Annotated in this window: 19 protein-coding genes; 4 read left to right on the top strand and 15 right to left on the bottom strand. The window is 73.3% G+C overall.

Going from position 1 to position 20,795, the window contains the following annotated elements:
* Positions 1–141: 141 nt before the first annotated feature.
* The 3 genes from AB0442_RS22240 to AB0442_RS22230 all read right to left on the bottom strand — a co-directional run bounded on the left by AB0442_RS22240 (position 142) and on the right by AB0442_RS22230 (position 3,521).
* Positions 142–1,809 (bottom strand): AMP-binding protein, encoded by a 1,668-nt coding sequence (locus AB0442_RS22240; RefSeq protein ID WP_363546236.1) that lies wholly within the window; start codon positions 1,807–1,809, stop codon positions 142–144.
* Positions 1,806–2,588 (bottom strand): class I SAM-dependent methyltransferase, encoded by a 783-nt coding sequence (locus tag AB0442_RS22235; RefSeq protein ID WP_366164740.1) that lies wholly within the window; start codon positions 2,586–2,588, stop codon positions 1,806–1,808. Before AB0442_RS22235 ends, AB0442_RS22240 begins: the two co-directional genes overlap by 4 nt.
* 186 nt (positions 2,589–2,774) lie before the next feature.
* A complete protein-coding gene (locus tag AB0442_RS22230) occupies positions 2,775–3,521 on the bottom strand; it encodes a helix-turn-helix domain-containing protein (protein ID WP_363546231.1) in 747 nt (248 codons plus the stop codon).
* Positions 3,522–3,833: 312 nt separating this feature from the next.
* Between AB0442_RS22230 and gap the strand changes: the two genes are divergently transcribed.
* From gap to hisC, 3 genes are all read left to right on the top strand, one after another.
* The gene (gene gap, locus AB0442_RS22225) at positions 3,834–4,841 is read left to right on the top strand and encodes a type I glyceraldehyde-3-phosphate dehydrogenase (protein ID WP_363546228.1); all 1,008 of its coding nucleotides are present in this window, start codon (positions 3,834–3,836) and stop codon (positions 4,839–4,841) included.
* Positions 4,842–4,980: 139 nt separating this feature from the next.
* Positions 4,981–5,880 (top strand): pyridoxamine 5'-phosphate oxidase family protein, encoded by a 900-nt coding sequence (locus AB0442_RS22220; protein ID WP_366164738.1) that lies wholly within the window; start codon positions 4,981–4,983, stop codon positions 5,878–5,880.
* A gap of 29 nt (positions 5,881–5,909) precedes the next feature.
* Positions 5,910–6,980, top strand: a complete 1,071-nt coding sequence (hisC, locus tag AB0442_RS22215; protein WP_366164737.1) for a histidinol-phosphate transaminase — start codon at positions 5,910–5,912, stop codon at positions 6,978–6,980.
* Positions 6,981–7,162: 182 nt separating this feature from the next.
* Here the strand turns inward: hisC and aroA are convergent, their stop codons facing one another.
* From aroA to AB0442_RS22155, 12 genes are all read right to left on the bottom strand, one after another.
* Positions 7,163–8,401, bottom strand: a complete 1,239-nt coding sequence (gene aroA, locus AB0442_RS22210) for a 3-phosphoshikimate 1-carboxyvinyltransferase (protein WP_366164735.1) — start codon at positions 8,399–8,401, stop codon at positions 7,163–7,165.
* Positions 8,398–8,868, bottom strand: a complete 471-nt coding sequence (locus AB0442_RS22205; RefSeq protein ID WP_366164733.1) for a type II 3-dehydroquinate dehydratase — start codon at positions 8,866–8,868, stop codon at positions 8,398–8,400. The genes aroA and AB0442_RS22205 overlap by 4 nt, the downstream gene beginning before the upstream one ends.
* Positions 8,869–8,881: 13 nt before the next feature.
* Positions 8,882–10,042: a prephenate dehydrogenase gene (locus tag AB0442_RS22200; RefSeq protein ID WP_366164805.1), complete on the bottom strand. Its 1,161-nt coding sequence runs from the start codon at positions 10,040–10,042 to the stop codon at positions 8,882–8,884.
* Entirely contained in the window at positions 10,042–10,416 is a 375-nt protein-coding gene (gene aroH, locus AB0442_RS22195; RefSeq protein ID WP_363550266.1) for a chorismate mutase, read from the bottom strand. Before aroH ends, AB0442_RS22200 begins: the two co-directional genes overlap by 1 nt.
* The gene (locus AB0442_RS22190) at positions 10,416–11,810 is read right to left on the bottom strand and encodes a class II 3-deoxy-7-phosphoheptulonate synthase (protein WP_366164730.1); all 1,395 of its coding nucleotides are present in this window, start codon (positions 11,808–11,810) and stop codon (positions 10,416–10,418) included. The genes aroH and AB0442_RS22190 overlap by 1 nt, the downstream gene beginning before the upstream one ends.
* Before the next feature lie 176 nt (positions 11,811–11,986).
* Positions 11,987–13,234 (bottom strand): multidrug effflux MFS transporter, encoded by a 1,248-nt coding sequence (locus AB0442_RS22185; RefSeq protein ID WP_359979884.1) that lies wholly within the window; start codon positions 13,232–13,234, stop codon positions 11,987–11,989.
* Positions 13,235–13,363: 129 nt separating this feature from the next.
* Complete coding sequence (locus tag AB0442_RS22180; RefSeq protein WP_366164728.1) at positions 13,364–14,002, bottom strand: NAD(P)H-binding protein; 639 nt, start codon at positions 14,000–14,002, stop codon at positions 13,364–13,366.
* Positions 14,003–14,048: 46 nt separating this feature from the next.
* The gene (locus AB0442_RS22175) at positions 14,049–14,849 is read right to left on the bottom strand and encodes a class II aldolase/adducin family protein (protein ID WP_363550258.1); all 801 of its coding nucleotides are present in this window, start codon (positions 14,847–14,849) and stop codon (positions 14,049–14,051) included.
* Between the two features lie 38 nt (positions 14,850–14,887).
* Positions 14,888–16,435: an FAD/NAD(P)-binding protein gene (locus tag AB0442_RS22170; RefSeq protein ID WP_366164726.1), complete on the bottom strand. Its 1,548-nt coding sequence runs from the start codon at positions 16,433–16,435 to the stop codon at positions 14,888–14,890.
* Between the two features lie 160 nt (positions 16,436–16,595).
* Positions 16,596–17,633, bottom strand: a complete 1,038-nt coding sequence (locus tag AB0442_RS22165) for a hypothetical protein (protein WP_366164725.1) — start codon at positions 17,631–17,633, stop codon at positions 16,596–16,598.
* Between the two features lie 21 nt (positions 17,634–17,654).
* Positions 17,655–18,152 carry a flavin reductase family protein gene (locus tag AB0442_RS22160; RefSeq protein WP_344622137.1) on the bottom strand — a complete coding sequence of 166 codons (498 nt, stop codon included), beginning with the start codon at positions 18,150–18,152 and terminating at the stop codon, positions 17,655–17,657.
* A gap of 59 nt (positions 18,153–18,211) precedes the next feature.
* Entirely contained in the window at positions 18,212–19,753 is a 1,542-nt protein-coding gene (locus AB0442_RS22155; RefSeq protein ID WP_344622136.1) for a 4-hydroxyphenylacetate 3-hydroxylase family protein, read from the bottom strand.
* Positions 19,754–20,002: 249 nt separating this feature from the next.
* On the opposite strand from AB0442_RS22155, the gene AB0442_RS22150 reads away from it, so the two are divergent.
* Entirely contained in the window at positions 20,003–20,746 is a 744-nt protein-coding gene (locus tag AB0442_RS22150) for a CGNR zinc finger domain-containing protein (RefSeq protein WP_363548841.1), read from the top strand.
* The last annotated feature ends 49 nt before the right edge of the window (positions 20,747–20,795 follow it).

Genomic DNA, 20,795 nt, shown 5'->3' with positions numbered 1-20,795 from the left:
TACCGCAGTTCATGGTTCGAAGGCAAACCCTTCTTCCGGACCCCCGTCTATCGTCCATTCCCTCTCCATGAACGCGCGAGCGGCCCTCGGTCTGCCGGGTGTCCGGACCAAGGGCCGCTCGGTGCGTGCCGCGGCGGGGTGTCAGGCCCCGGTGCCCGGTCCGCCGGCGGTGCCGGCCTCGTGGCGCTTGCGCAGCTCGGCGCGGCGGAGCTTGCCGATGCCGGTCTTCGGCACGTCCTCGCGGGCGAGGGTGACGACCCCGCCCAGGCGCACCCCGTACCGCTCGGTGACCAGGTCGCGGATCCGGCGGTCGGCCTCGTCGGTGCCGGTGCCGCCGCGCGGGTGGTAGAAGACCACCAGCTCCTCCTCGCCGCCGGCCGCGGTGCACGGCGAGACGATGGTGAACGAGGGCTCCACGAAGGGGAGTTCCTCGACCAGCGCCTCGATCTCGTGGCCGTGGTACTCGGCGCCGTTGAGGGTGATCAGGTCGTCCACCCGGCCGGTGACGGTGAGGATGCCGTCCTCGATCACGGCGAGGTCGCCGGAGCGGAACCAGCCGTCCCCGGTGAACGACCTGGCGTTCTGCTCCGGGTTCTCGTAGTAGCCGGAGAACACCGGGTCACCGGTCACCTGGAGGCGGCCGACGGTGCCGGCCGGCAGCAGGGCGTCGTGCTCGTCCACGACGCGCAGCCGCACCCCCGGGTGCGGCCGGCCGACCGGGACGAACCGCTCGTCGCCCGTGGTGTCCGGGTCGAAGACGAAGTCGACGATGCCGGCCGAGGTCTCCGACATGCCCCAGCCGGGGTGCATCGAGGTGCGCGGCAGGCCGAACGGGGCCAGCAGGTCGAGGAAGCGCCGGATCACCCGGGCCTTGACCGACTCGCCGCCGTTCATGATGTAGCGCAGGCTGCGCAGGTCCCAGTCCCGGCCGGCGATCTCCTCGGCGCGGTCGTTGACCAGGCCGAAGGCGAAGTTGGGCGCCCAGGTGGTGTCGCAGCCGTGCCGGGAGATCTGCTCGAACCAGCGGGTCGGGTCGTCCAGGATCCACTCGGTGCGGGCGTGCACCTGGGTGCAGCCGAGCAGCACGTCGCGGGCGTGGAACATGACCAGGCCGCCGATGTGGTCGAGCGGCATCCAGTTGAACGAGCGGCTGGTCACGTCCAGCCGGCGGACCTGCGCGGTGGCCGTGGAGCGGGCCAGCACGTTGCGGTGGGTCAGCGCGACGGCCTTCGGCACGCCGGTGCTGCCGGAGGTCAGCAGCAGGACGGCCAGGTCGTCGGCGCGGGCCGGGTGCAGCTCCTCGGCCGGGGCGTGGCCGCGCAGCTCGCCGGTGCGGCCGAGCCAGCGGCCGGCCTCGGTCATCGCCCGGCCGGCCGGGGCGCCGTCGTCGCCGACGACCACCCAGGGGTTGTCGTAGCCGGCCCAGATCCACTCCAGCTGCTGGGCGGCGGCCTCGGGGGCGTCGGTGCGGCCCGGCGGCACCGGGATCGGCACCAGGCCGCCGAGGACGGCGGCCCAGAACGCGGCCAGCAGGTCGGACTCCTCGCGGATCTGCAGCAGCACCCGGTCGCCGGGGCGGGCGCCGCCCGCGCGCAGGCCGGTGAGGATCCGCCGGGCGCCGTCCAACAGCTCGGGGTAGCCGAGCACGGTGTCGGAGCCGTCCGCGCGGACGAGGTGGATCCGGCCGGCGTCGGGCCGGGCGGCGGCGCGCTGCAGGGCCTCGCCGAGGTTGCAGACCGGGAGTTCGGGGGCCGGGCCGCCGTCGAGGACGGCGTCCGGCAGGGTGCGGGTGTCGGCGGGCGCGGTCATGCGGCGGCCTCCTCGCCGGTCGCGGCGGCACGGGCGACGAACAGCAGCGGGCCGCGGCCGATCCGCGGGCCGGGCTCCTTGCGGAAGCCGCCGTACTCGGCGACCACCTCGAAGCCGGCGTCCACCAGCAGGTCGCGCACCTCGGGGGCGGTGAAGACGGTCTGGTCGAAGAAGTTGGCGTACATCGAGACGGTGCCGTCGCCGTCCCGGGCGATGATCGTCTCCTCGTTGCGCCAGACCGCGCGGTGGGCGTGCACGGACTGCCGGGCGAGCCGGGTGACGAGCAGGCCGTCGCCCTGGTGGTGGGCGATGATGTTCGGCTGGTAGCCGTCCACGAAGTTCAGCAGGTGGCCGATGTCCACCACGACGTGGCCGCCGGGGGCGAGCCAGCCGCGGACGGACTCCAGCAGCTGCCGCAGTTCGCCGCGGTCCAGCTGGTTGAGGGTGCTGAACAGGCTGTACACCAGGTCGAAGCGCCGGTCGGTGCGGTACTCCTCGGCCCGGGTGTGCACGTACTCGACGGCGGCGGAGCCGGGCTCCCGGGCCTTCGAGGCGGCGTACCCGGTGAAGGCGGCGCTCTGGTCGAGGCCCGTCCCGGGGTGGCCCAGGGCGGCCAGGGCCCGCAGGTTGGCACCGGTGGCGCTGCCGATGTCGAGCACCGACCCGCCGGGCGGCAGGTACGAGGCGAGGAACTCGGTCTCGGTGGCGAGGTCGCGGAAATCCTTGCGGATCACCTCGTAGAACTCGCCCGGGTATTCGAAGCTGGACAGGCTGGACAAGGAGGAGGGCCTTTCGCTCGGGACCGGCGGGCGCCGGTCGTCCCGGGCCGTCCGGTCGGTGCCGGACGGCCCGGCGGGCGGCGTGGTTCGGGCGGTGCGGGACGGGCGGTGCGGGCGGTGCGGCGACACCGGCCGGGCGGCCCGGCGGACGGCGTCGGGTCGGACCTCCCGGCGGGCGGCGCCGGGTCAGGCGGCGTCGGTCAGGCGTGCGTGGTCGCGGCGGTACTCGCGCGGCGAGATGCCGTAGCGGTCGCGGAACAGCCGGCTGAAGTGCGAGGCGCCGTACAGGCCGGAGCGCTCGCCGATCATCGCGATGGTGAGGTGCGCCAGCCGCGGGTCGCGCAGCTCGGCGCAGCAGCGGTGCAGCCGCTCGTCGCGGATCCAGCTGGCCGGGCTCTGGCCGTGCTCCTGGAAGAGCTTCTGCAGGTAGCGCAGCGAGATGTGGTGGTGCTGCGCGAGCATCTCCGGCTTCAGCTCGGGGTCGGCGAGCCGGCTGCGGGCGAAGTGCTTGATCCGCTGCAGCATGGCGCGGCGGGCGAGGCCGGAGCTGCGGGCCGGACGGGGCGAGTCCTGGTCGCGGTCCATGTAGTCGGCGCACGCCTGGGCGACCAGTCCGGTGATGCCGCGGGCCAGCAGTTCGGCGGTGCGGTCGGAGGGCAGTGCGCCCTGGTCGGCGAGCTGGCGCAACAGCTCGGGGACGGCGAGCGGGTCGGACAGCGGACAGCTCACCCGCAGGTAGGCCTCGCCCCCGCGGGTGCGGTGCTGGGAGACCCGGACGTCGTCGCCGTACTCCGGGGCGGTGCCCTCGACGACGGTGATCCGGACCTTGCCGAGGCTGACCTCGCTCACGTTCTCCACCACCGGCAGCACGGGCGGCTCCGGCGCCCGGCGCGGTGCCGTTCCGTTCTCGGTGTGCCCGTTCTCGGTAGGCATTGCATCCATGGCTCCCCCGCGAGGACTTGAGGCCGCGTCAGCCGGTACCCGGTCCGCCCCGGGAGGGCGGACCCCTCCATCATGGAAACATACCTTCTGGAAGGTATGCGGTTTTCATCGGCAGCAGTGATGCCCGGCCCGCTGTGAAGCGCTCCGGCCGGATCGTGCGCGGCCGCACAACAACCCGTGCGCGTTCCGACAAGTCGCCCGGCCGGGCCCCGCCTAGCGTCGGCGGTACAGATCAGTGCCGGGCGCGCGGATCACCGGCGCTGCGCGCGTCCCCCTGTGCACCCACCCAGAAGGGGCCCACCCGTGGCAATCAAGGTAGGCATCAACGGATTCGGCCGGATCGGCCGGAGTTTCCTCCGCGCCGCACTTGAGCAGAACGCCGACATCGAGATCGTGGCGGTCAACGACCTCACCGACGCGGCGACCCTGGCCCACCTCCTGAAGTACGACACCACGCTCGGCAAGCTGCCGGTGCCCGTGACGGCGGGCCAGGGCGAGATCGTCGTCGACGGCCGCAGCATCCGCGTCACCGCCGAGCGCAACCCGGCCGACCTGCCCTGGGCGGAGCTGGGCGTCGACGTGGTCGTGGAGTCCACCGGCGTCTTCACCGACGCCGAGAAGGCCAAGGCGCACCTCGCGGCCGGCGCCCGCAAGGTCATCATCTCGGCCCCGGCCACCAACCAGGACCTCACCATCGCGATCGGCATCAACGACGCGGTGTACGACGAGGACGTCCACAACGTGGTCTCCAACGCCTCGTGCACCACCAACTGCCTCGCCCCGCTGGCGAAGGTCCTCAACGACGGCCTGGGCATCGAGCAGGGCCTGATGACCACCGTGCACGCCTACACCCAGGACCAGAACCTGCAGGACGGTCCGCACAAGGACCTCCGCCGGGCCCGTGCCGCGGCCGGCAACATCGTGCCGACCAGCACCGGCGCCGCCAAGGCCATCGGCCAGGTGCTGCCCGAGCTCAACGGCAAGCTCGACGGCTACGCGCTGCGCGTCCCGGTCGTCGTCGGATCGGTCACCGACCTGACCGTCACCGTCGCCCGCGACACCACCGTCGAGGAGGTCAACGCGCTGTTCGCGAAGGCCGCCGAGGGCGCGCTGGCCGGCGTCCTGCGCTACACCGACGAGCCGCTGGTCTCCAACGACATCGTCACCGACCCGGCGTCCTGCATCTTCGACTCCGGGCTCACCAAGGTCATCAACAACCGCACCGTCAAGGTCGCCGGCTGGTACGACAACGAGTGGGGTTTCTCCAACCGCGTCGTCGACACCGTCCTGCTGATCGGCAAGCACGCCTGACCGGCGCCGCCGACCGCACACGCGGGCCGGGCGCCCGGGGCGAACCCCGGGCGCCCGGCCCGCGCCCGTGAACCGAGCAGGCGACCCGCGGCGAAGACGCGCCGCACCGGACGAACACCCGCACAGAGAGGGCCGACCCATGGTCAAGACGCCGTACCACGAGGGCGAGCAGGCGGTGCAGCAGCGGGCCGGCGAGGGCCACCCCGGCTGGGGCTCGCCGATGTTCGAGGCCGCGATCCCACCGCCGTTCGACATGTTCCTGCGCCGCCAGCGGATGCTGGTGATCGGCGGCGTGGACGACGACGGCGCCGCCTGGTCCACCGTCCTGACCGGCCCGCGCGGCTTCGCCGGCGCCGTCGGCTCCCACACCATCCACGTCAAGGCCCTGCCGGTGGCCGGCGACCCGCTGGAGCACGTCTTCGACGAACAGCGCGACATCGGCATGCTCGCCATCGAGCCGCAGACCAGCCAGCGGATCCGGATCAACGGCGTCGCGCAGCGCGAGGGCGACGTCCTCGTCGTCACCACCGAGCAGGTCCTCGGCAACTGCCCCAAGTACCTGCAGCAGCGGGTGCTGCGCCCCGACGCACCGCAGGCCGCCGCGCCGGCCGTGCGCCGCTCCACCGTGCTCGACGCCGACCAGCAGCGCTGGATCACCGGCGCCGACACCTTCTTCATCGCCAGCCGCGCCCCGCAGCACGGCGCCGACGCCTCGCACCGCGGCGGCGCGCCCGGCTTCGTCGAGGTCCCCGCGCCGAACAGGATCGTCTGGCCGGACTACTTCGGCAACTCCTTCTACATGACCCTCGGCAACCTCCAGCTCGACCCCGCCTGCGGCCTCACCTTCCTCGACTGGGAGGCCGGCCACGCCCTGCACGTCACCGGGAAGGCCCGGATCGACTGGGACGAGTCCCGCTCCAAGGCCGTCCAGGGCGCCCTGCGACTGGTCGAGTTCGACGTCGAGCAGGTGGTCGAGGTCCGCGACTTCACCACCCTGCGCTGGAAGTTCGCCGCCCCCTCGCCCTTCAACCCGACCTGATCGGGCCCCGACCGCAGGAGGTACCCGCCGTGAGCCGCTACGACGCCCCCCGGCTCAGAGCCGCGCTGGCCGCCGTCCCGGACTACGTCCCCGGCCGCTCCCCGCGCCAGGGCTGCGAGAACCTCAAACTCTCCTCCAACGAGAACCCCTACCCGCCGCTGCCCTCGGTCGTCGCCGCCGTCCGCGAACAGGCCGGCCGGATCAACCGCTACCCCGACCCGGCCTGCACCGCCCTCGCCGAGGCGCTCGCCGCCCGCCTCGGCGTCCCCGCCGACCGGTTGGTCTTCGGCACCGGCTCGGTCGCCGTCGGCCGGCTGCTGGTCCGCGCCACCGCCGGACCGGGCGACGAAGTCCTGTACGCCTGGCGGTCGTTCGAGGCGTACCCGATCATGGCCGAGGTCTGCGGCGCCACCTCCGTCCGGGTGCCGCTGCTCGCCGACGAGCGCCACGACCTCGACGCCATGGCCGACGCGGTCACCGACCGCACCCGGCTGATCTTCCTCTGCACCCCCAACAACCCCACCGGCACCGTCGTCCGCCGCGCCGAACTGGAGCGCTTCCTCGACCGGGTGCCGGACGACGTGACGGTCGTCCTCGACGAGGCCTACACCGAGTTCGTCCGCGACCCGGACGCCGCCGACGGCCTCGCGTTCCACCGCCGGCACGGCAACGTCGTGCTGCTGCGCACCTTCTCCAAGGCCTACGGCCTGGCCGGCCTGCGGATCGGCTACGCCGTCGCCCACCCCGAGGTGGCGGCCGTGCTCCGCAAGGTGGGGCTGCCGTTCGGCGTCAGCGGGCTCGCCCAGGACGCCGCACTGGCCTCGCTCGCCGCCGAGGACGAACTCCTCGACCGGGTCGAACTGCTGGTGAAGGAACGGGCCCGGGTCACCGCGGCACTCCGGGAGAGCGGCTTCGACCTGCCGGACAGCGAGGCCAACTTCGTCTGGCTGCGGCTCGGCGGGCGCACTGCCGCGTTCACCGAGGCCTGTGCGGAACTCGGCGCCGTGGTCCGGCCGTACGGGACGGACGGCGTGCGGATCACGGTGGGGGAGCCGGAGGCCAACGACGTGGTCCTGCAAGTCGCTGCCGCCTGGCGGTAGCCCATGAGGGGCGCGCGGGGGCACCTCCCGGCCGAAGGCCGGGGGAGAACTGCGCAGTCCGGGGTGGGCCGCGGAACGAGTCAGGGCCGACCTGATCCGTCCGTGCGCCGCATCCGGATTGCGCAGTTCCCCGCGCCCCTGAGGTGCTCTCCGCAGTTCCCCGCGCCCCTGTGGGCTCTTCGTCAGGCGAAGAGGCGGGCGAATTCGGTGTGGAACTCGGGGAAGGTCTTGTCGACGCAGGACGGGTCGTCCAGCACGATGCCCGGCACCCGCAGGCCCAGGACGGAGAAGGACATCGCGATCCGGTGGTCGCGGTGACAGTCGACGAGGCCGCCGGAGACGGCCCCGGGGTGCACGGTGAGCCGGTCCGGGCCCTCCGTCACCTCGACGCCGAGCCGCCGCAGGTTGCCGGCGACGGCGGCGATCCGGTCGGACTCCTTGAACCGGGCGTGCCGGATGCCGGTGACGGTGATCGGCCCGTCCGCGAGCGGTGCGACGGCCGCCAGCGTCATGAAGGTGTCGGAGATGTCGCCCATGTCGACCTCGAAGCCGCCGCGCAGCCGCCCCGTCCCGGTCACGGTGGTCCCGTCCTCGCCGATCTCCACCTCGGCGCCTGCCCGCCGCAGCACCTCGACGAACCGGAGGTCGCCCTGGAGGCTGTCGCGGCCGAGTCCCGGCACGGTGACCGACCGGCCGGACACCGCCGCCGCCGCGAACACGTACGAGGCGGTGGAGGCGTCCGGCTCGATCCGCAGGTCGGTGGCCCGGTAGCCGCCGGTGACCCGCAGCCGGCCGTCCGGCCCCTGCGCCACGTCGGCGCCGAAGCGGCGCATCAGCGCCACCGTCATGTCGATGTAGGGGCGGCTCACCAGGCCCGCCGCGTGCACGGTGAGCGGGCTGCGCATCAGCGGGGCGGACAGCAGCAGACCGGTCAGGTACTGGCTGCTGCTGGTGGAGTCGAGGGCGATCTCGCCGCCCTGCAGTCCGGTGGTGCGGACGGTCAGCGGCAGCCGGCCGCCGGGCCCGGCCGTCACTTCGGCGCCGAGCCGCACCAGGGCGTCGACCAGCGGGCCGAGCGGGCGCGCCCGGAGCTGCTCGGTGCCGTCCACCTCGAACCGGCCGGAGCCGGCCGCGGCGAGCACCGGCAGGAAGCGGGCGGCGGTGCCGGCGTCCTCGCACCAGAGGCGGGCGCGGCCGTGCGGGCCGCGGCCGGTGCCGTGCACGACCCAGTCGCCGTCCTGCTCGTCCACCCGCACCCCGAGCGCCTCCAGCGCCCGGCGGAAGGCGACGGTGTCGGCGCTGACCAGCGGCGCCCCGAGCCGGCTCGGGCCGAGGGCGGCCGCGGCCAGCAGCAGCGCCCGGTTGGTGATGCTCTTGGAGCCCGGGATGCGGGCGATCGCCCCTCGGGCGGCGGTGGTCACGCGATGGCTCCTCGGGGTTGCGGACGGGCGCCCGCCCCGGCGAGGCGGGCGACGGCGTGCAGCGCGAGCCGGTAGGAGTCCGTCCCGAGGCCGGTCACCGCGCCGTCGACCACGTCGGACAGCACGGAGACCCGGCGGAACGGCTCGCGCGCGTACGGGTTGCACAGGTGCACCTCGATCGCCGGGGCACGGCGCAGCGCGAGCGCGTCCCGCACCGGGTACGAGCAGTGCGTGAACGCGGCCGGGTTGAGCACCAGCGGGGCCGCCTCCTCGGCGACCCGGTGCAGCCAGTCGACCAGTTCCGCCTCGCTGTCGGTCTGCAGCACGACGGCCCGCAGGCCGAGCTCGGCGGCGGTCTCCTGGCAGACCCGGACGAGTTCCGGGTAGGCGGCGCGGCCGTCCCGGCCCGGCTCGGTCAGACCGAGCCGGGCCAGGTTGGGGCCGTTGAGCACGTAGACCAGCGTCACTGCTGCTCCTTCGTCAGCTCGGCACGGAGACGCGGTCCGCGGCGCTGCGGTCCCGGTTCTCGGCGCCGGCGGCGCGGTTCGCGTAGACCGGACGGATCCGCTGCACCGTCCAGTTGGCGGCCAGCAGCCGGTCGGCGAGCAGGCCGGCCGCGTCGGTGGCGACCACCAGTTCGACCAGGCCGCTCGGGCGGCCGGTGGAGTGGTCGATCGACACGTCCTCGATGTTGACGCCGGTGTCCTGGACGGCGGCGAAGAGCCGCGCCAGTTCGCCGGGCCGGTCGCCGATGACCACCGGCACCAGCGCGCCGCCCGCCGTGCCGGGCTTGCCGGGCAGCCGGGCCCGGCCGGCGTTGCCGCGGCCGAGCAGGTCGATCACCCGGGTCATCTCCTCGGCCCGCTTGGCCGCGTCGACCTCGGCGAGGCCGCGCAGCGCCCGCACGGTGGCCGCCAGGTCGTCGGCGAGTTCGCTGAGCACGTCGGCGACGGCGGTGGCGTTGGACTCCAGGATGTCGCCCCACAGCCCGGGGTCGCCGCCGGCGATCCGGGTCATGTCGCGCACCCCCTGGCCGGCCAGCCGGGACGCCTCCTCGGGGGCGTTCTCCAGCCGGGCGGCCATCAGCGCGGCGACCACGTGCGGCGCGTGCGAGACGAGTGCCACCGCCCGGTCGTGCGCGTCGCTCTCCATCACCACCGGCACCGCGCCGCACATGGCGACCATGGCGAGCGCCCGGTTGAGCGTCTCCCGGGAGGTCATCTCGCAGGTGGTCAGCACCCAGGTGCGGCCCTCGAAGAGGTTGGCGCAGGCGGCGAGCGGCCCGGACCGCTCGCCGCCTGCCATCGGGTGGCCGCCGACGAACAGGGACGGGTCCGGGGCGCCGCCGAGCACCGCCCGCTCGGTCTCGTGCTTGACGCTCGCCACGTCGGTGTAGGCGTGGGCGAGGCCGCGGGCCTGGTGGTCGGCCAGCACCCGGCCGACCGCGCTCGGCGGCACCGCGATCACCGCGATGTCCACCGGCTCGTCCGGCGGGCAGTCCACCCCGCCGCCGAGCGCGACGGCGGTGCGGACGGCGTCCCGGTCGGTGTCGATCAGGTGCACCAGCACCCCGCGGCGGCTCAGCGCGAGCGCCACCGAGGTGCCGATCAGTCCGGCCCCGACCACCGCGGCGGTACGGATCACCGGGCACCCGCCATCGGCTGCGCCAGGTCGGGGCGCAGGGCCCGGGCGCCGCCGAGGTAGACGTGCCGGACGCGGTCGCGGGGCAGCGGGGTCTCGGCGGTGACCAGCACCCGGACGGTGCGCGGCAGGCCGCCGTCGACGTCCATCTCCTGGGCGCACATCAGCGGCACGTCGGTCAGGCCGAGGTCGCGGGCGGCGCGGGCGGGGAAGCCGCTGCGCAGGTCAGGGGTGGCGGTGAAGAGGATCGAGACCAGGTCGTCGGGGACGAGCGAGTTCGCCTCGATGATCTCCTGGAGCAGCAGGCGGGTGGCGTCCATGACCTCGGCCGGGTCGTCCCGGTCGACCTGGATCGCCCCGCGGACGGCGCGCATCAGCGCACCGCCTGGACGGTCCGGACGCCGGCGGCGGTGCCGCGGCCCCGGTACATCTCGGCGACCAGGAAGGCCAGGTCGAGCGACTGGCTGCGGTTGAGCCGCGGGTCGCAGGCCGACTCGTACCGCTGGTGGAGGTCCTCGGCGACCAGGGCGTGGCCGCCGCCGACGCACTCGGTGACGTCGTCGCCGGTGATCTCGACGTGGATGCCGCCCGGGTGGGTGCCCAGCGAGCGGTGCACCTCGAAGAAGCCGGCGACCTCGTCCAGGACGGCGTCGAAGCTGCGGGTCTTGTGGCCGGTGGAGGCGGTGAAGGTGTTGCCGTGCATCGGGTCGCAGACCCAGGCGACCTGAGCGCCCTCGGCGGTGACCTTCTCGACCAGCCGCGGCAGCAGGTCACGGATCTTCTCCGCACCCATCCGGGTGATGAAGGTGAGCCGGCCGGGGACGCGCTTCGGGTCGAGCCGGTCGATCAGGGTGAGCGCCTCGTCCGCGGTGGTGGTCGGGCCGAGCTTGACGCCGATCGGGTTGTTCACCTTGGAGGCGAACTCCAGGTGGGCGCCGTCCGGTTGGCGGGTGCGCTCGCCGATCCACAGCATGTGGGCGGAGACGTCGTAGCGGTCGTTGGACCGGCTGTCGAGGCGGGACATCGCGCACTCGTAGTCCAGGATCAGCGCTTCGTGGCTGGTGTAGAACTCGGTGCGGTGCAGCTCGGTCGGGTCGACGCCGCAGGCCCGCATGAACGAGAGGGCGGAGTCGATCTCCTCGGCGAGCCGCTCGTAGCGCTGGCCGGCCGGCGAGGTGCGGACGAAGTCCTGGTTCCAGGAGTGCACTTCGCGCAGGTCGGCGTAGCCGCCGGAGATGAACGCGCGGACGAGGTTGAGGGTCGCGGCGGAGGAGTTGTACATCCGCAGCAGCCGCTGCGGGTCGGGCACCCGGGCCTCGGCGTCGAACGCCAGCCCGTTGACCGAGTCGCCGCGGTAGGTCGGCAGGGTGACGCCGTCCCGGGTCTCGGTGGGCTGCGAACGCGGCTTGGAGTACTGGCCGGCGATCCGGCCGACCTTGACCACCGGCACCGAGGCGCCGAAGGTCAGCACGGCGGCCATCTGCAGCATGGTCTTCAGCTTGGAGCGGATCTGCTCGGCGGAGACGCCGTCGAAGGTCTCCGCGCAGTCGCCGCCCTGCAGCAGGAAGGCCTCGCCGCGGGCCACGGCGGCCAGTCGGGCGGTCAGGTTGTCGCACTCCCCGGCGAACACCAGCGGCGGGTAGGTGCGCAGTTCGTCGCAGACCCGCTCCAGGGCATCGGGGTCCGGCCAGTCCGGCTGCTGGGCCGCGGGCAGGGTCCGCCAGGACTCCTCCCGGGACAGGACGTCGGTCGAGGTTGCGAACGGCATAACGATCTCCGGCTCGTGAAATGGGACGCGGTGCGGCAGAGCGTGCGAGGCGATCGGGGCGCAACGCCCGTACTTCAGTGGTTCCGGGGGAGCGGGGGCTTGCACGGTGGTGCGGGTGGTGCGGGGGAGAGCGAGGGGCCGCCCCGCCGGGACGGGCCCGGCGGGGCGGCGGAGGATCAGGCGTGCGCGGCCTGCTCCGAGCGGGCGTCCGCCCCGGCCGCCGGGGCCGGTGCGGCCGCGGCGCGGGTCAGCGCGGCGAAGGAGAGCAGCGCGCCGCTTCCGAGCACCGCGATGACGATGCCCATCGGCACGGCCGTGCCCTCGCCGGCCAGGCCCACCAGCGGCACCACGGCGGCACCGATGATGTGCTGGGACAGGCCGAGCAGGGCCGCGGCGGAGCCGGCCGAGTCGCCGTGCTCCTGCAGGGCGAGCGCGGTCGCGGTCGGCATGACCAGGCCGACGCTGGAGACCACCACGAACAGCGCGACCAGCAGCGGCACCAGGCCGCCGTCGGCGAGCACCGTGACGAGCAGGCCGAGGCCGCCCACCGCGGAGCCGGTCAGGCCGATCGCGAGCAGCGGGCGCGGGCCGGTGCGGTGCACGATCCGGCCGCAGATCTGCGCGCAGACCACCAGGCCGGCCGCGTTGACCGCGAACACCGCGCTGAAGCCCTGCGGGGACATGCCGTGGATGTCCTGCAGCACGAACGGCGAACCCGCGATGTACGCGAACATCGCCGCGAAGGCGAGGCCGCAGGCCAGGTTGTAGCCGACGAAGACGCGGTCGGAGAGCAGCCGGCGGAAGACCGGACCGGTCGCCTTCAGGCCGCCGGTGCGCCGCCGCTCCACCGGGTGGGTTTCCGGCAGGCCGACGGCGACCACGACGAGCAGCAGCGCGCCGAGGACGCCGAGCAGGGTGAAGACGCCGTGCCAGGAGGTGAAGCGCAGCAGCTGGCCGCCGGCCACCGGGGCGAGCACCGGCGCCAGGCCGGTGATCAGCATCAGCAGCGCGAAGTACTTGGCGGCCGCGGCGCCCTCGTGCTTGTCGCGGACGACCGCGGCGGCGATCACGATGCCGACCGCGCCGCCGAGGCCCTGGATCGCGCGCAGCGCGACCAGCAGCCAGATGTTCGGTGCGACGGCGCACAGCAGCGCCGCCACGGTGTAGACGCCGAGGCCCCACAGCAGCGGCTTGCGGCGGCCGGCGGCGTCCGAGATCGGGCCGGCGAAGAGCTGGCCGAGGCCGAGGCCGAGCAGGCAGGCGGTGAGGCTGAGCTGGCCGGCCGAGGCGCTCGCGTGCAGGTCGTGGGTGAGGTCGGGCAGACCGGGCAGGTAGGTGTCGTTGGACAGCGGACCCAGCGCGGTGAGTGCGCCCAGGATGGCGACGACCGCGCCGCCGCCCTTGGCCCTGGCGGTGGATGACATGGTTTCGGGTTCCCTCCGGAGTGGTGGCGCGCCCGGCGGTCGGCGGGGGCCGGCGGCCGGGCGGGCCGGTGGTGCTGATGCGGGGTGCGGACCGCCGGGTGGGGGCCGTCGGTCCGCCGGTACGCGGTGTCAGTACGCGACGGAGACCCTGGTCCGCAGGGCCCGTCCGCCTTCGAGCTGGTCGACGAAGGCGACCGCGTAGTCCGGGATGCTGATCCGGGACCGGCCTTCGGCGTCGACCAGCAGGTCGTCGCCGCTCAGCCGGTAGGCCCCGGTGCGCTCGCCGGGCTCGATCAGCTTGGCCGGCGAGATGTACGTCCAGTCGAGGTCGTCGACCTCGCGGTAGCGGCCGAGCGCCTCGATCTGGGCGAGGGCGTTGGCCTTCCACAGCTCCGGGAAGTGGGGGTCGTCCACGACGCGGGTGCCGTCGGGGGTGCGCAGGCTGCCGGCGCCGCCGAGCACCACCAGGCGCTTCACGCCGGCCTTGCGCAGGCCGGCGACGAGCCCGTCGGTGGCGCCGAGGAGGATCGTCCGGTCGTCGTCCGCGCCGATCCGGGGGCCGACGGCGGAGGCGACCGCGTCGTGGCCCCGGACGAGCTCGGCCACCTGCTCGGCGTCGGCGACGTCACCCGCGACGAGCGGGACGGCCGAGCCCGCGCCGGTGCCGCCGGAGCGGGTGACTCCGGTGACCTCGTGGCCGCGGGCGACGAGCTCCTCGGCGATCGCGGCGCCGATGTTCCCGGTCGCTCCGAACAGCAGAACCTTCATGACCACTCCTCGTGTGGCAGGGGTGTGCGGTGTGCCCGACGGGTCGTCACTCGTCGAGCAGGTCGGGCTGCTCGTGGACGATCTCGTCCCAGAGCAGCTGGAAGCTGAAGCGGCCCAGCTGGGCGTCGCCGAAGCCGGCGCCCGCGGAGAGGGCCTGCTCGTGGCTGAAGCTCTTCGGGGTGCCCGCGGCGAGCGCGAGCAGCTGGACCTCGGCGCAGCTGTCGAAGGTGAAGAACCAGTGCACGGCCTCCTCCAGCGAGCCGCCGACCGTGATCAGGCCGTGGTGCTGGAGCAGGATCGCCCGGTTGTCGCCGAGCTTCTGCGCGATGTCCTTGCCCTGCTCGACGGCGACCGAGGGGCCCTCGTACTCGGTGTAGAGCACCTGCTTGCCGTAGAAGGCCGCGGACTCCTGGTCGATCGGCTCCAGCAGTCGGCCGAGCGCGCCGAGCGCCCGCGAGTGGGCGGTGTGGCCGTGCGCGGCCGCCTCGGCGTCCGGGTTCATGTCGTGGATCGCGGAGTGGATGACGAAGGCACTCGGGTTGACCTTGTGCCGGCCCTCCACCACCGTGCCGTCGGAGTCGACCAGGATCAGGTCGCCGACGGTGACCCGCTTGAACGAGACGCCGAACGGGTTGACCCAGAAGTGCCCGGGCAGCTCGGGGTCGCGGACCGATATGTGGCCCGATATGCCCTCGCCGAAGCCGTACTTGCCGAACAGCCGCAGCGCGGCGGTGAGCCGCTGCTTGCGGTACCGGCGCTCCTCGGCGGCGGTGGCGAACTGCGCGTCGCCGGGCAGCGGCAGGCCGGTGGCGGTGTCCGCCAGGTAGCTCGGGGTGGTCGTGGTCACGGGGGTGCTCTCCTTGGCTCTGGACTCGGGGCGCCGGGTCAGGCGCTCTGCAGGACGCGCTCGGCGCGCAGGCCGGCGATCCGCTGGGAGTGCGCGAGGACGGCACGGACGATGTCCTGGCTCCGGTCCACCAGCGAGGGGATGCCGAAGGTGAAGAACAGCGTCCCGGCCGCGATGTTGCCGAGCGCGTACCAGCGCGGTTCGGGCCGGCCCTCGACGGCGAGCCGGCTGGTGGCGCGGGCTATGTGCAGGCCGCCGTGCGGGTGGCGGTCGGCGAGCCGGTTGCGGGTGAGCGAGTTGACCAGCGGGGCCGCGCCGACGGGGATCTTGCCCTCGGAGGCGTTGACGGCGTTGATCACCACGTCGGCCCGGAAGGCGTCCTGCTCGGAGGTCTCGACGGTGTAGCCGCCCTCGGGGCCGGCCGCGATGTCCTGCAGACCGGAGACGATCTGCAGCTGGCCCTCGTCGGCGAGCCGCAGCAGCTCGGTGGCGCTGCTCGGCGGCATCGGGCAGCAGAGGCTCATGATCGTCCGGTAGTGGGTGCGCAGCAGCTCGACCTTGTCGCGCTCGGAGAGCAGCGGCCAGATGTCCGGGCCGGTGTCCGGCACCGCGCGCTGCAGGATCCGCAGGCCCAGGTCGGGCGAGTCCACCTCGGAGAGCTGGCGGCGCAGCCGTTCGACCGGGTGCTCGCGGTGCGCGCCGGTGATCTCCTCGATCACCGCGGTCAGGTCGGCGCCGGCCTCGGCGAACTCCTTGCCGATCAGGTCGGCGATCTCCTGGAGGCGCAGGCTGGTCTGACGGCGCGACAGCCGCTGCATCTTCTCCGGGGTGACGTGCTTCAGGTCGAAGTGGACCGGCTTCTGCCGGACGCCGGGCAGCATGCCGCGCCGGGAGAGCAGGCTGATCCGGCCGCGGTGCCCGCGGGAGGCGAGCGAGATGATGATGTCGACGGCGGTCAGGCCGCTGCCGATCACGGCGACGTGCTGGTCCGGGGCGACGGACTGCAGCTTCTGGGTGATCGGGTACGGGTCGCCGATGAAGTTCCCGCTGCCGGTGAGCCCGTACACGTCCTTGGGGCTGTCGCCGCCGACGCAGAGCACCGCGTAGTCGAAGGCGCGCACCCGGCCCTCGTTGGTGCGCAGCATCGCGCGGCCGGCCGCCAGGTTGGCGGAGGTGACGGACTCGCTCACCAGGTCCACCCGCCAGCCGCGCAGGCGCAGCTTGGCGAGGGCGGCGTGCGCGGTCTGCTCCAGGTACTCCCCGTACTCGGTGCGCGGAGCGAAGCGGGCGCCGGCCTTGGGGTCGAGGCCGGTGGTGCCCTCGGGCAGGCCGAGGATCCGGTCCCGGGTCATGAGCCACCGCTCGAAGTGCCGGTCGTCGCCGGCCCGGACCGACATGTCGTCGGGGGTCGCGTTGACCTTCACCGTGGTGGTGTCGGACTGGTACGCCCGGCCGCGCCACAGGTGCGGCGACGGCTCGAAGACCGTGAGGTTGCCGGGTGCGGTGTCGCGTTGGGCGAGGGCGTCGATCAGGCAGACCGCCGAGGCCCCGCCTCCGATGACTGCGAGTGAGATCGCCGATGACATGTCAGATTCCTGCCACTCGTGGATGTCCGGCGCCGTCCATGCGCTGTCTCCTCCGCGTATCCGAACGGCCTGTGGGTGCGGCCCGGCACCGGGGGTGGGGATGGCCCCCGGTGCCGGGCTCCGGGGGCAGGGCGGGGGAGGGCCCTGCCTGGTCGATGGCTCAGCTGTGCTGGTAGTTCTCCATCGAGACGGTGTAGTCGCCGCGGTTGGCGCGGTACTTGATGCAGTAGTCCTTCGGGTACCAGCCGGCCACCTGCCAGGCCTGCGGCTGCTTGATCGGGAAGCACCCGCTCTGGTTGGCGCCGGTGGCCAGGCCCTCCAGGTACGCCTTGGTGATCATCGGCTCCAGGAAGCTGATCTTCGCGTCGTAGGCGCCGTAGATGAACGTCTGGGTGAACGTCTGGCCGTGCCACTCGGGGGAGCTCTGGTCGATCAGGTGGTTGCCCATCGCGACCTCGGCCACCCCGTTGTCTATGTAGCCGGAGGGCATGTACTGCGACGGGATCGGCTTGGTCGCCGTGGCGAAGTCGTCGCAGTTGATCGCCAGCGCGCACGGGCCGGGGCGGATCGCGTCCCGCTCGGCCTTCGGCTGGACGTAGAAGTGGAAGTCGAAGTGCGGGAGGTCGTAGATGCCCGCGGGGCCGTGGCCCATGGTGTTGTAGTTCAGCAGCGCCCACTTGTACGGGATGTCGGGCGTGCCGGTGAGCGCGGTGGGCAGGTCGAGCGGACGCTCGTGGCCGCCCATGCACTCGGTGTGCTCGTCGATGACGCCGTTGCCGTTGATGTCGTAGCAGTGGTGCTGGTCCGTCATCGTGGTCGGCAGGTTCTGCAGCATCGTCTTCGGGAAGACGAAGCCCATCGAGATCGGCTTGCCGTTCGGCTCCTGCTGGGCGTAGGTGCGCACGTTGCCGTCGCCCAGGGCGCTCGGCGTGCCGTACGAGGCGCACGGCCCCAGGTACGACGGGGTCGCCTGCAGCACCGGGTCGACGGCCACCTTGGGCAGGGTGACGTTGAACTCGGCGGTGGTGCTGGTGTTCCCGGTCAGACAGACCTTCACCGGGGTGGTGTCCACCGCCGTGCCCGCCGCGCTCGCCGAACCGGCGGCGGGCGAGATCAGTGCGGCGGTGCCCAGCAGGGCGGCCGCGGCGGAGGAGGCGATGAGGGGTCTCTTGTACGTGTTCTTCTTCGGCGTGCTCATGGTGGTGCGATCTCCGTTGTCTCAGGAACGGGTGAGTTCGAGGGTGTGGAATCCGCCCTGGAGGAAGATGAGCGGAGCGGTGGAGTCGGCGGCGCCGAGCCGCACGACCTCGCCGATCACCATCACGTGGTCGCCGATCACCAGCTCGTCGCGGTAGGCGACCTCCATCCAGCCGGCCGCGTCGAGCAGCAGCACACCGGTGGCGTCGCCGAAGCTGTGGGCGGCCTCGGACAGCGAGACCTGGCGCGACTCCGGGTCCTTGGCGAAGGCGCGGGCGTGGCTCTCGGACTCGCCGTCCAGGATCGAGACGCCCCACACGCCGGCGGTCCGCAGGTCCGCGAGGAACCGCGAGTCGTGCCGGAAGCAGAGCGTGATGATCGCCGGGTCGAGCGAGACCGAGGTGAGCGAGTTGACCGTGATGGCGTCGTGCCGCCGGCCGTCGGCGCCGTCCGTGTAGGTGCTGACGACGCAGACCCCGGTGGCGAAGTGACGCATGACGCTGCGTAGATCGTGGTTCATTACCGCCTCCTGTGAGCGGAGGGCGGGCGGCCGCGTCCGCGGCCGCCCGCCCGGCCGGGTCAGTCGGTCTCGGCCCAGCGGCCGCTGCGCCAGCCGTCCAGGTCGTAGTCGTCCATGGCCTTCTGCACGAAGTCGCCGTACTGGTCGAGCAGTCCGGCCGCGCGGGTCCAGTTCAGGGTGTCCAGGCGGACCTGGTCCGGGCCGCCCGCGTAGTTGAGCTCGTACAGCTCGTGGCGGGCGCCGAACTCCGAACCGACCGCGTCCCAGGCCATCTTGAAGAGCTTGGCGCGCTCCTCCGCGGTGGTGCCGGAGCCGCGGTAGTAGCGGTCGAACAGCGGGCGCAGCTCCGGGTTCTGGAGGTCCTTGTGGCTGGACGGCGTCATCAGCAGCGCGCCCGCCAGGTGCTCCTCGAAGAACTTGTGGGTGCGGTCCCAGCTGATCGGGGCGAGCGCCCGGTAGCCGGCCGAGTAGTCCATCCGCGGCAGGACGGTGCCGCCCTCGGCGGGCTCCGGGTCCATCGCCATCGCGGTGGTGACGGCCCAGGTCTGGTGGCGCCAGGCGAGCAGCTCGCCGAGGCCGGCCTGGACGCCGCGGAACTTGTCGGTGCCGTTGAGGCGGGTGCCGCGGTCCAGGACGCCCGCCATGAACTCCAGCTTCACGGCCATCCGGATCGCGCCCTGGAAGAAGCCGCGGGAGAGCAGGCCCGAACGCGGGAAGTACTGGTGGATCTTCTCGGTGTCCCGGTAGATCAGGACGTTCTCCCACGGGATGAACGCCTTGTCGAAGACCAGCACCGCGTCGTTCTCGTCGAACCGGCTGGAGAGCGGGTTGTCGAACGGGCTGTTGGCCTTCTTCTCGTACGACGGGCGGCAGATCACCTTCATGCCCGGCGTGTTCAGCGGCGCCATGAAGGCCAGCGCCATGTCCTCGGCCTTGCCCTTCTCCAGGTTGGCGAGGTGGATCTGGCCGACGAAGGCGACGTGGGTCAGCGCGGAGGCGGTGGCCATCAGCTTGGCGCCCTCGACCACGATGCCGTCGTCGCGCTCCTCGACGACCTTCAGGTAGACGTCCGGGATGTCGTGCGCGGCCTTGTGGCGGTCGACCGGCGGGTTGACGATCGCGTGGCTGATCGCCAGCGCCTGACGGGCGTACTTCTCGTACCAGGCGCGGGCGTTGTCGCCGAACGGCTCGTAGAAGGAGTGGGTGACGGCCAGGCCGGCCATGAAGGAGGCCTTGTAGTCCGGCGTGCGGTTCATGAAGCCGTAGCTCAGGCGCGCCCAGTGCTCGATGGCGTCACGGGCCTTGACCAGGTCGTCCGCCGTGTGGGCCGGAGTGAAGAACCGGTGGACCCGGGCGCCGGTGTACCGGTCGACCGTGGTCATCATGTCCTTGGTGTCCGGGTGGTGCAGCGCGTCGTACAGGTGCGCCATCGAGCGGGCGGCGTTGCGGAACGCCGGGTGCTCGGTCACGTCCTTGACCAGCTCGCCGTCGATGTACACCTGGCGCCCGTCACGCAGGCTCTCCAGGTACGTGTCGCCGTTCAGCAGGTCGTTGGGCGCCTCGGCGCCCGGCTGTGCCAGGTCTGATTCGGCCTGAGCCATCGTGCTTCACTCTCCCCATCGGGCGTTCGGATCTGCGTGTCCGGGTCTGGCACATCCGAAGCTAGAAAAGATTCCCGAGGGTCAGTTATGAGGCCGCGCACGGCCTCTGGCCGTTGCGCGCACACCGGGCGCCCACCCGTTCCGGCGCGCCCGGCCCCGGCGCCAGACTGGCCCGGTGCCGCCGCGCTGCCCGCGCAGTGCCGCCCGGGGACGGGGGGAGAGCGGCCCGACACCGGCCGAGGGAGCACGATGCGCGCACACGGCACACCGCTGACCACCCTGGCGGACGCCCGGGTCACCCTGCTCGACCTCGCCCTCGGCGTCCCCGGCCCGGACCGCCGCTGGCACGGCCCGGCCGGCACCGCCGGCGGCCGCAGCCCGGACCCGGCCGACCGCCGCCCGCTGCTCGGCGAACCCCTCGCCCTCGACCTGCTCAACACCCGCTGGGACGCCCCGGCCGGCACCCGCGACCTGCTCGACGACCTGGACGGCTACCGGATCTGGCTCTCCTCCGCGGGCCTCGCCGGCCTCTGCCCCGCCGACGGCGCCGCGCTCTCCGCGACCCGGCACACCCGCGAGGCGCTGCAGGCCACCCTCAGCCCCCCGTACGACCAGCGCCGGCCCGGCCGGGCGCCCGCCGACCCGGACGCCGTCCGCGAGGTGGACCGGCTGCTCGCCCGCGGCGCCCTGCGCTACCGGCTCACCGCCGACGGGCCCGCCACCACCGTCGAGGTCGACGACCCGGCCTGGCTGGCCGGCTGGCTCGCCCTCGACGACTACCTCCAGCTGCTCGGCACCGCCCCCGAGCGGATCCGCAGCTGCGCCGGACCGCACCGGCTGCCGCTCTGGTTCCTCGACACCTCGCGCAACGGCATGCGGCGCTGGTGCTCGATGGCCGAGTGCGGCAACCGCGCCAAGGCCGCCCGGCACTACCGGCGGCTGCGCGCCGAACAGCCCGCCGCCCGCGGCGGCGCCCGGGTCGCCGTCGGCTGACCCGCCGCGGACGCACGACGGCCGTGGCCCCGGGGAGTCGACTCCCCGG

The organism is Kitasatospora sp. NPDC085895, from assembly GCF_040702125.1.
GTDB classification, from domain to species: Bacteria; Actinomycetota; Actinomycetes; order Streptomycetales; family Streptomycetaceae; genus Kitasatospora; species Kitasatospora arboriphila.
The sequence above is the reverse complement of the archived record's forward strand: the minus strand, read 5'-3'. Positions and strand labels throughout refer to the sequence as shown.

Excerpts from the sequence above, each read along its gene's own strand:
- AB0442_RS22240 (WP_363546236.1), bottom strand. The coding sequence starts at position 1,809 with ATGACCGCGCCCGCCGACACCCGCACCCTGCCGGACGCCGTCCTCGAC.
- AB0442_RS22230 (WP_363546231.1), bottom strand. The coding sequence starts at position 3,521 with ATGCCTACCGAGAACGGGCACACCGAGAACGGAACGGCACCGCGCCGG.
- AB0442_RS22220 (WP_366164738.1), top strand. The coding sequence starts at position 4,981 with ATGGTCAAGACGCCGTACCACGAGGGCGAGCAGGCGGTGCAGCAGCGG.
- aroH (WP_363550266.1), bottom strand. The coding sequence starts at position 10,416 with ATGCGCGCCGTCCGCGGGGCGATCCAGGTCGACCGGGACGACCCGGCC.
- AB0442_RS22190 (WP_366164730.1), bottom strand. The coding sequence starts at position 11,810 with ATGCCGTTCGCAACCTCGACCGACGTCCTGTCCCGGGAGGAGTCCTGG.
- AB0442_RS22185 (WP_359979884.1), bottom strand. The coding sequence starts at position 13,234 with ATGTCATCCACCGCCAGGGCCAAGGGCGGCGGCGCGGTCGTCGCCATC.
- AB0442_RS22180 (WP_366164728.1), bottom strand. The coding sequence starts at position 14,002 with ATGAAGGTTCTGCTGTTCGGAGCGACCGGGAACATCGGCGCCGCGATC.
- AB0442_RS22170 (WP_366164726.1), bottom strand. The coding sequence starts at position 16,435 with ATGTCATCGGCGATCTCACTCGCAGTCATCGGAGGCGGGGCCTCGGCG.
- AB0442_RS22165 (WP_366164725.1), bottom strand. The coding sequence starts at position 17,633 with ATGAGCACGCCGAAGAAGAACACGTACAAGAGACCCCTCATCGCCTCC.
- AB0442_RS22160 (WP_344622137.1), bottom strand. The coding sequence starts at position 18,152 with ATGAACCACGATCTACGCAGCGTCATGCGTCACTTCGCCACCGGGGTC.
- AB0442_RS22155 (WP_344622136.1), bottom strand. The coding sequence starts at position 19,753 with ATGGCTCAGGCCGAATCAGACCTGGCACAGCCGGGCGCCGAGGCGCCC.
- AB0442_RS22150 (WP_363548841.1), top strand. The coding sequence starts at position 20,003 with ATGCGCGCACACGGCACACCGCTGACCACCCTGGCGGACGCCCGGGTC.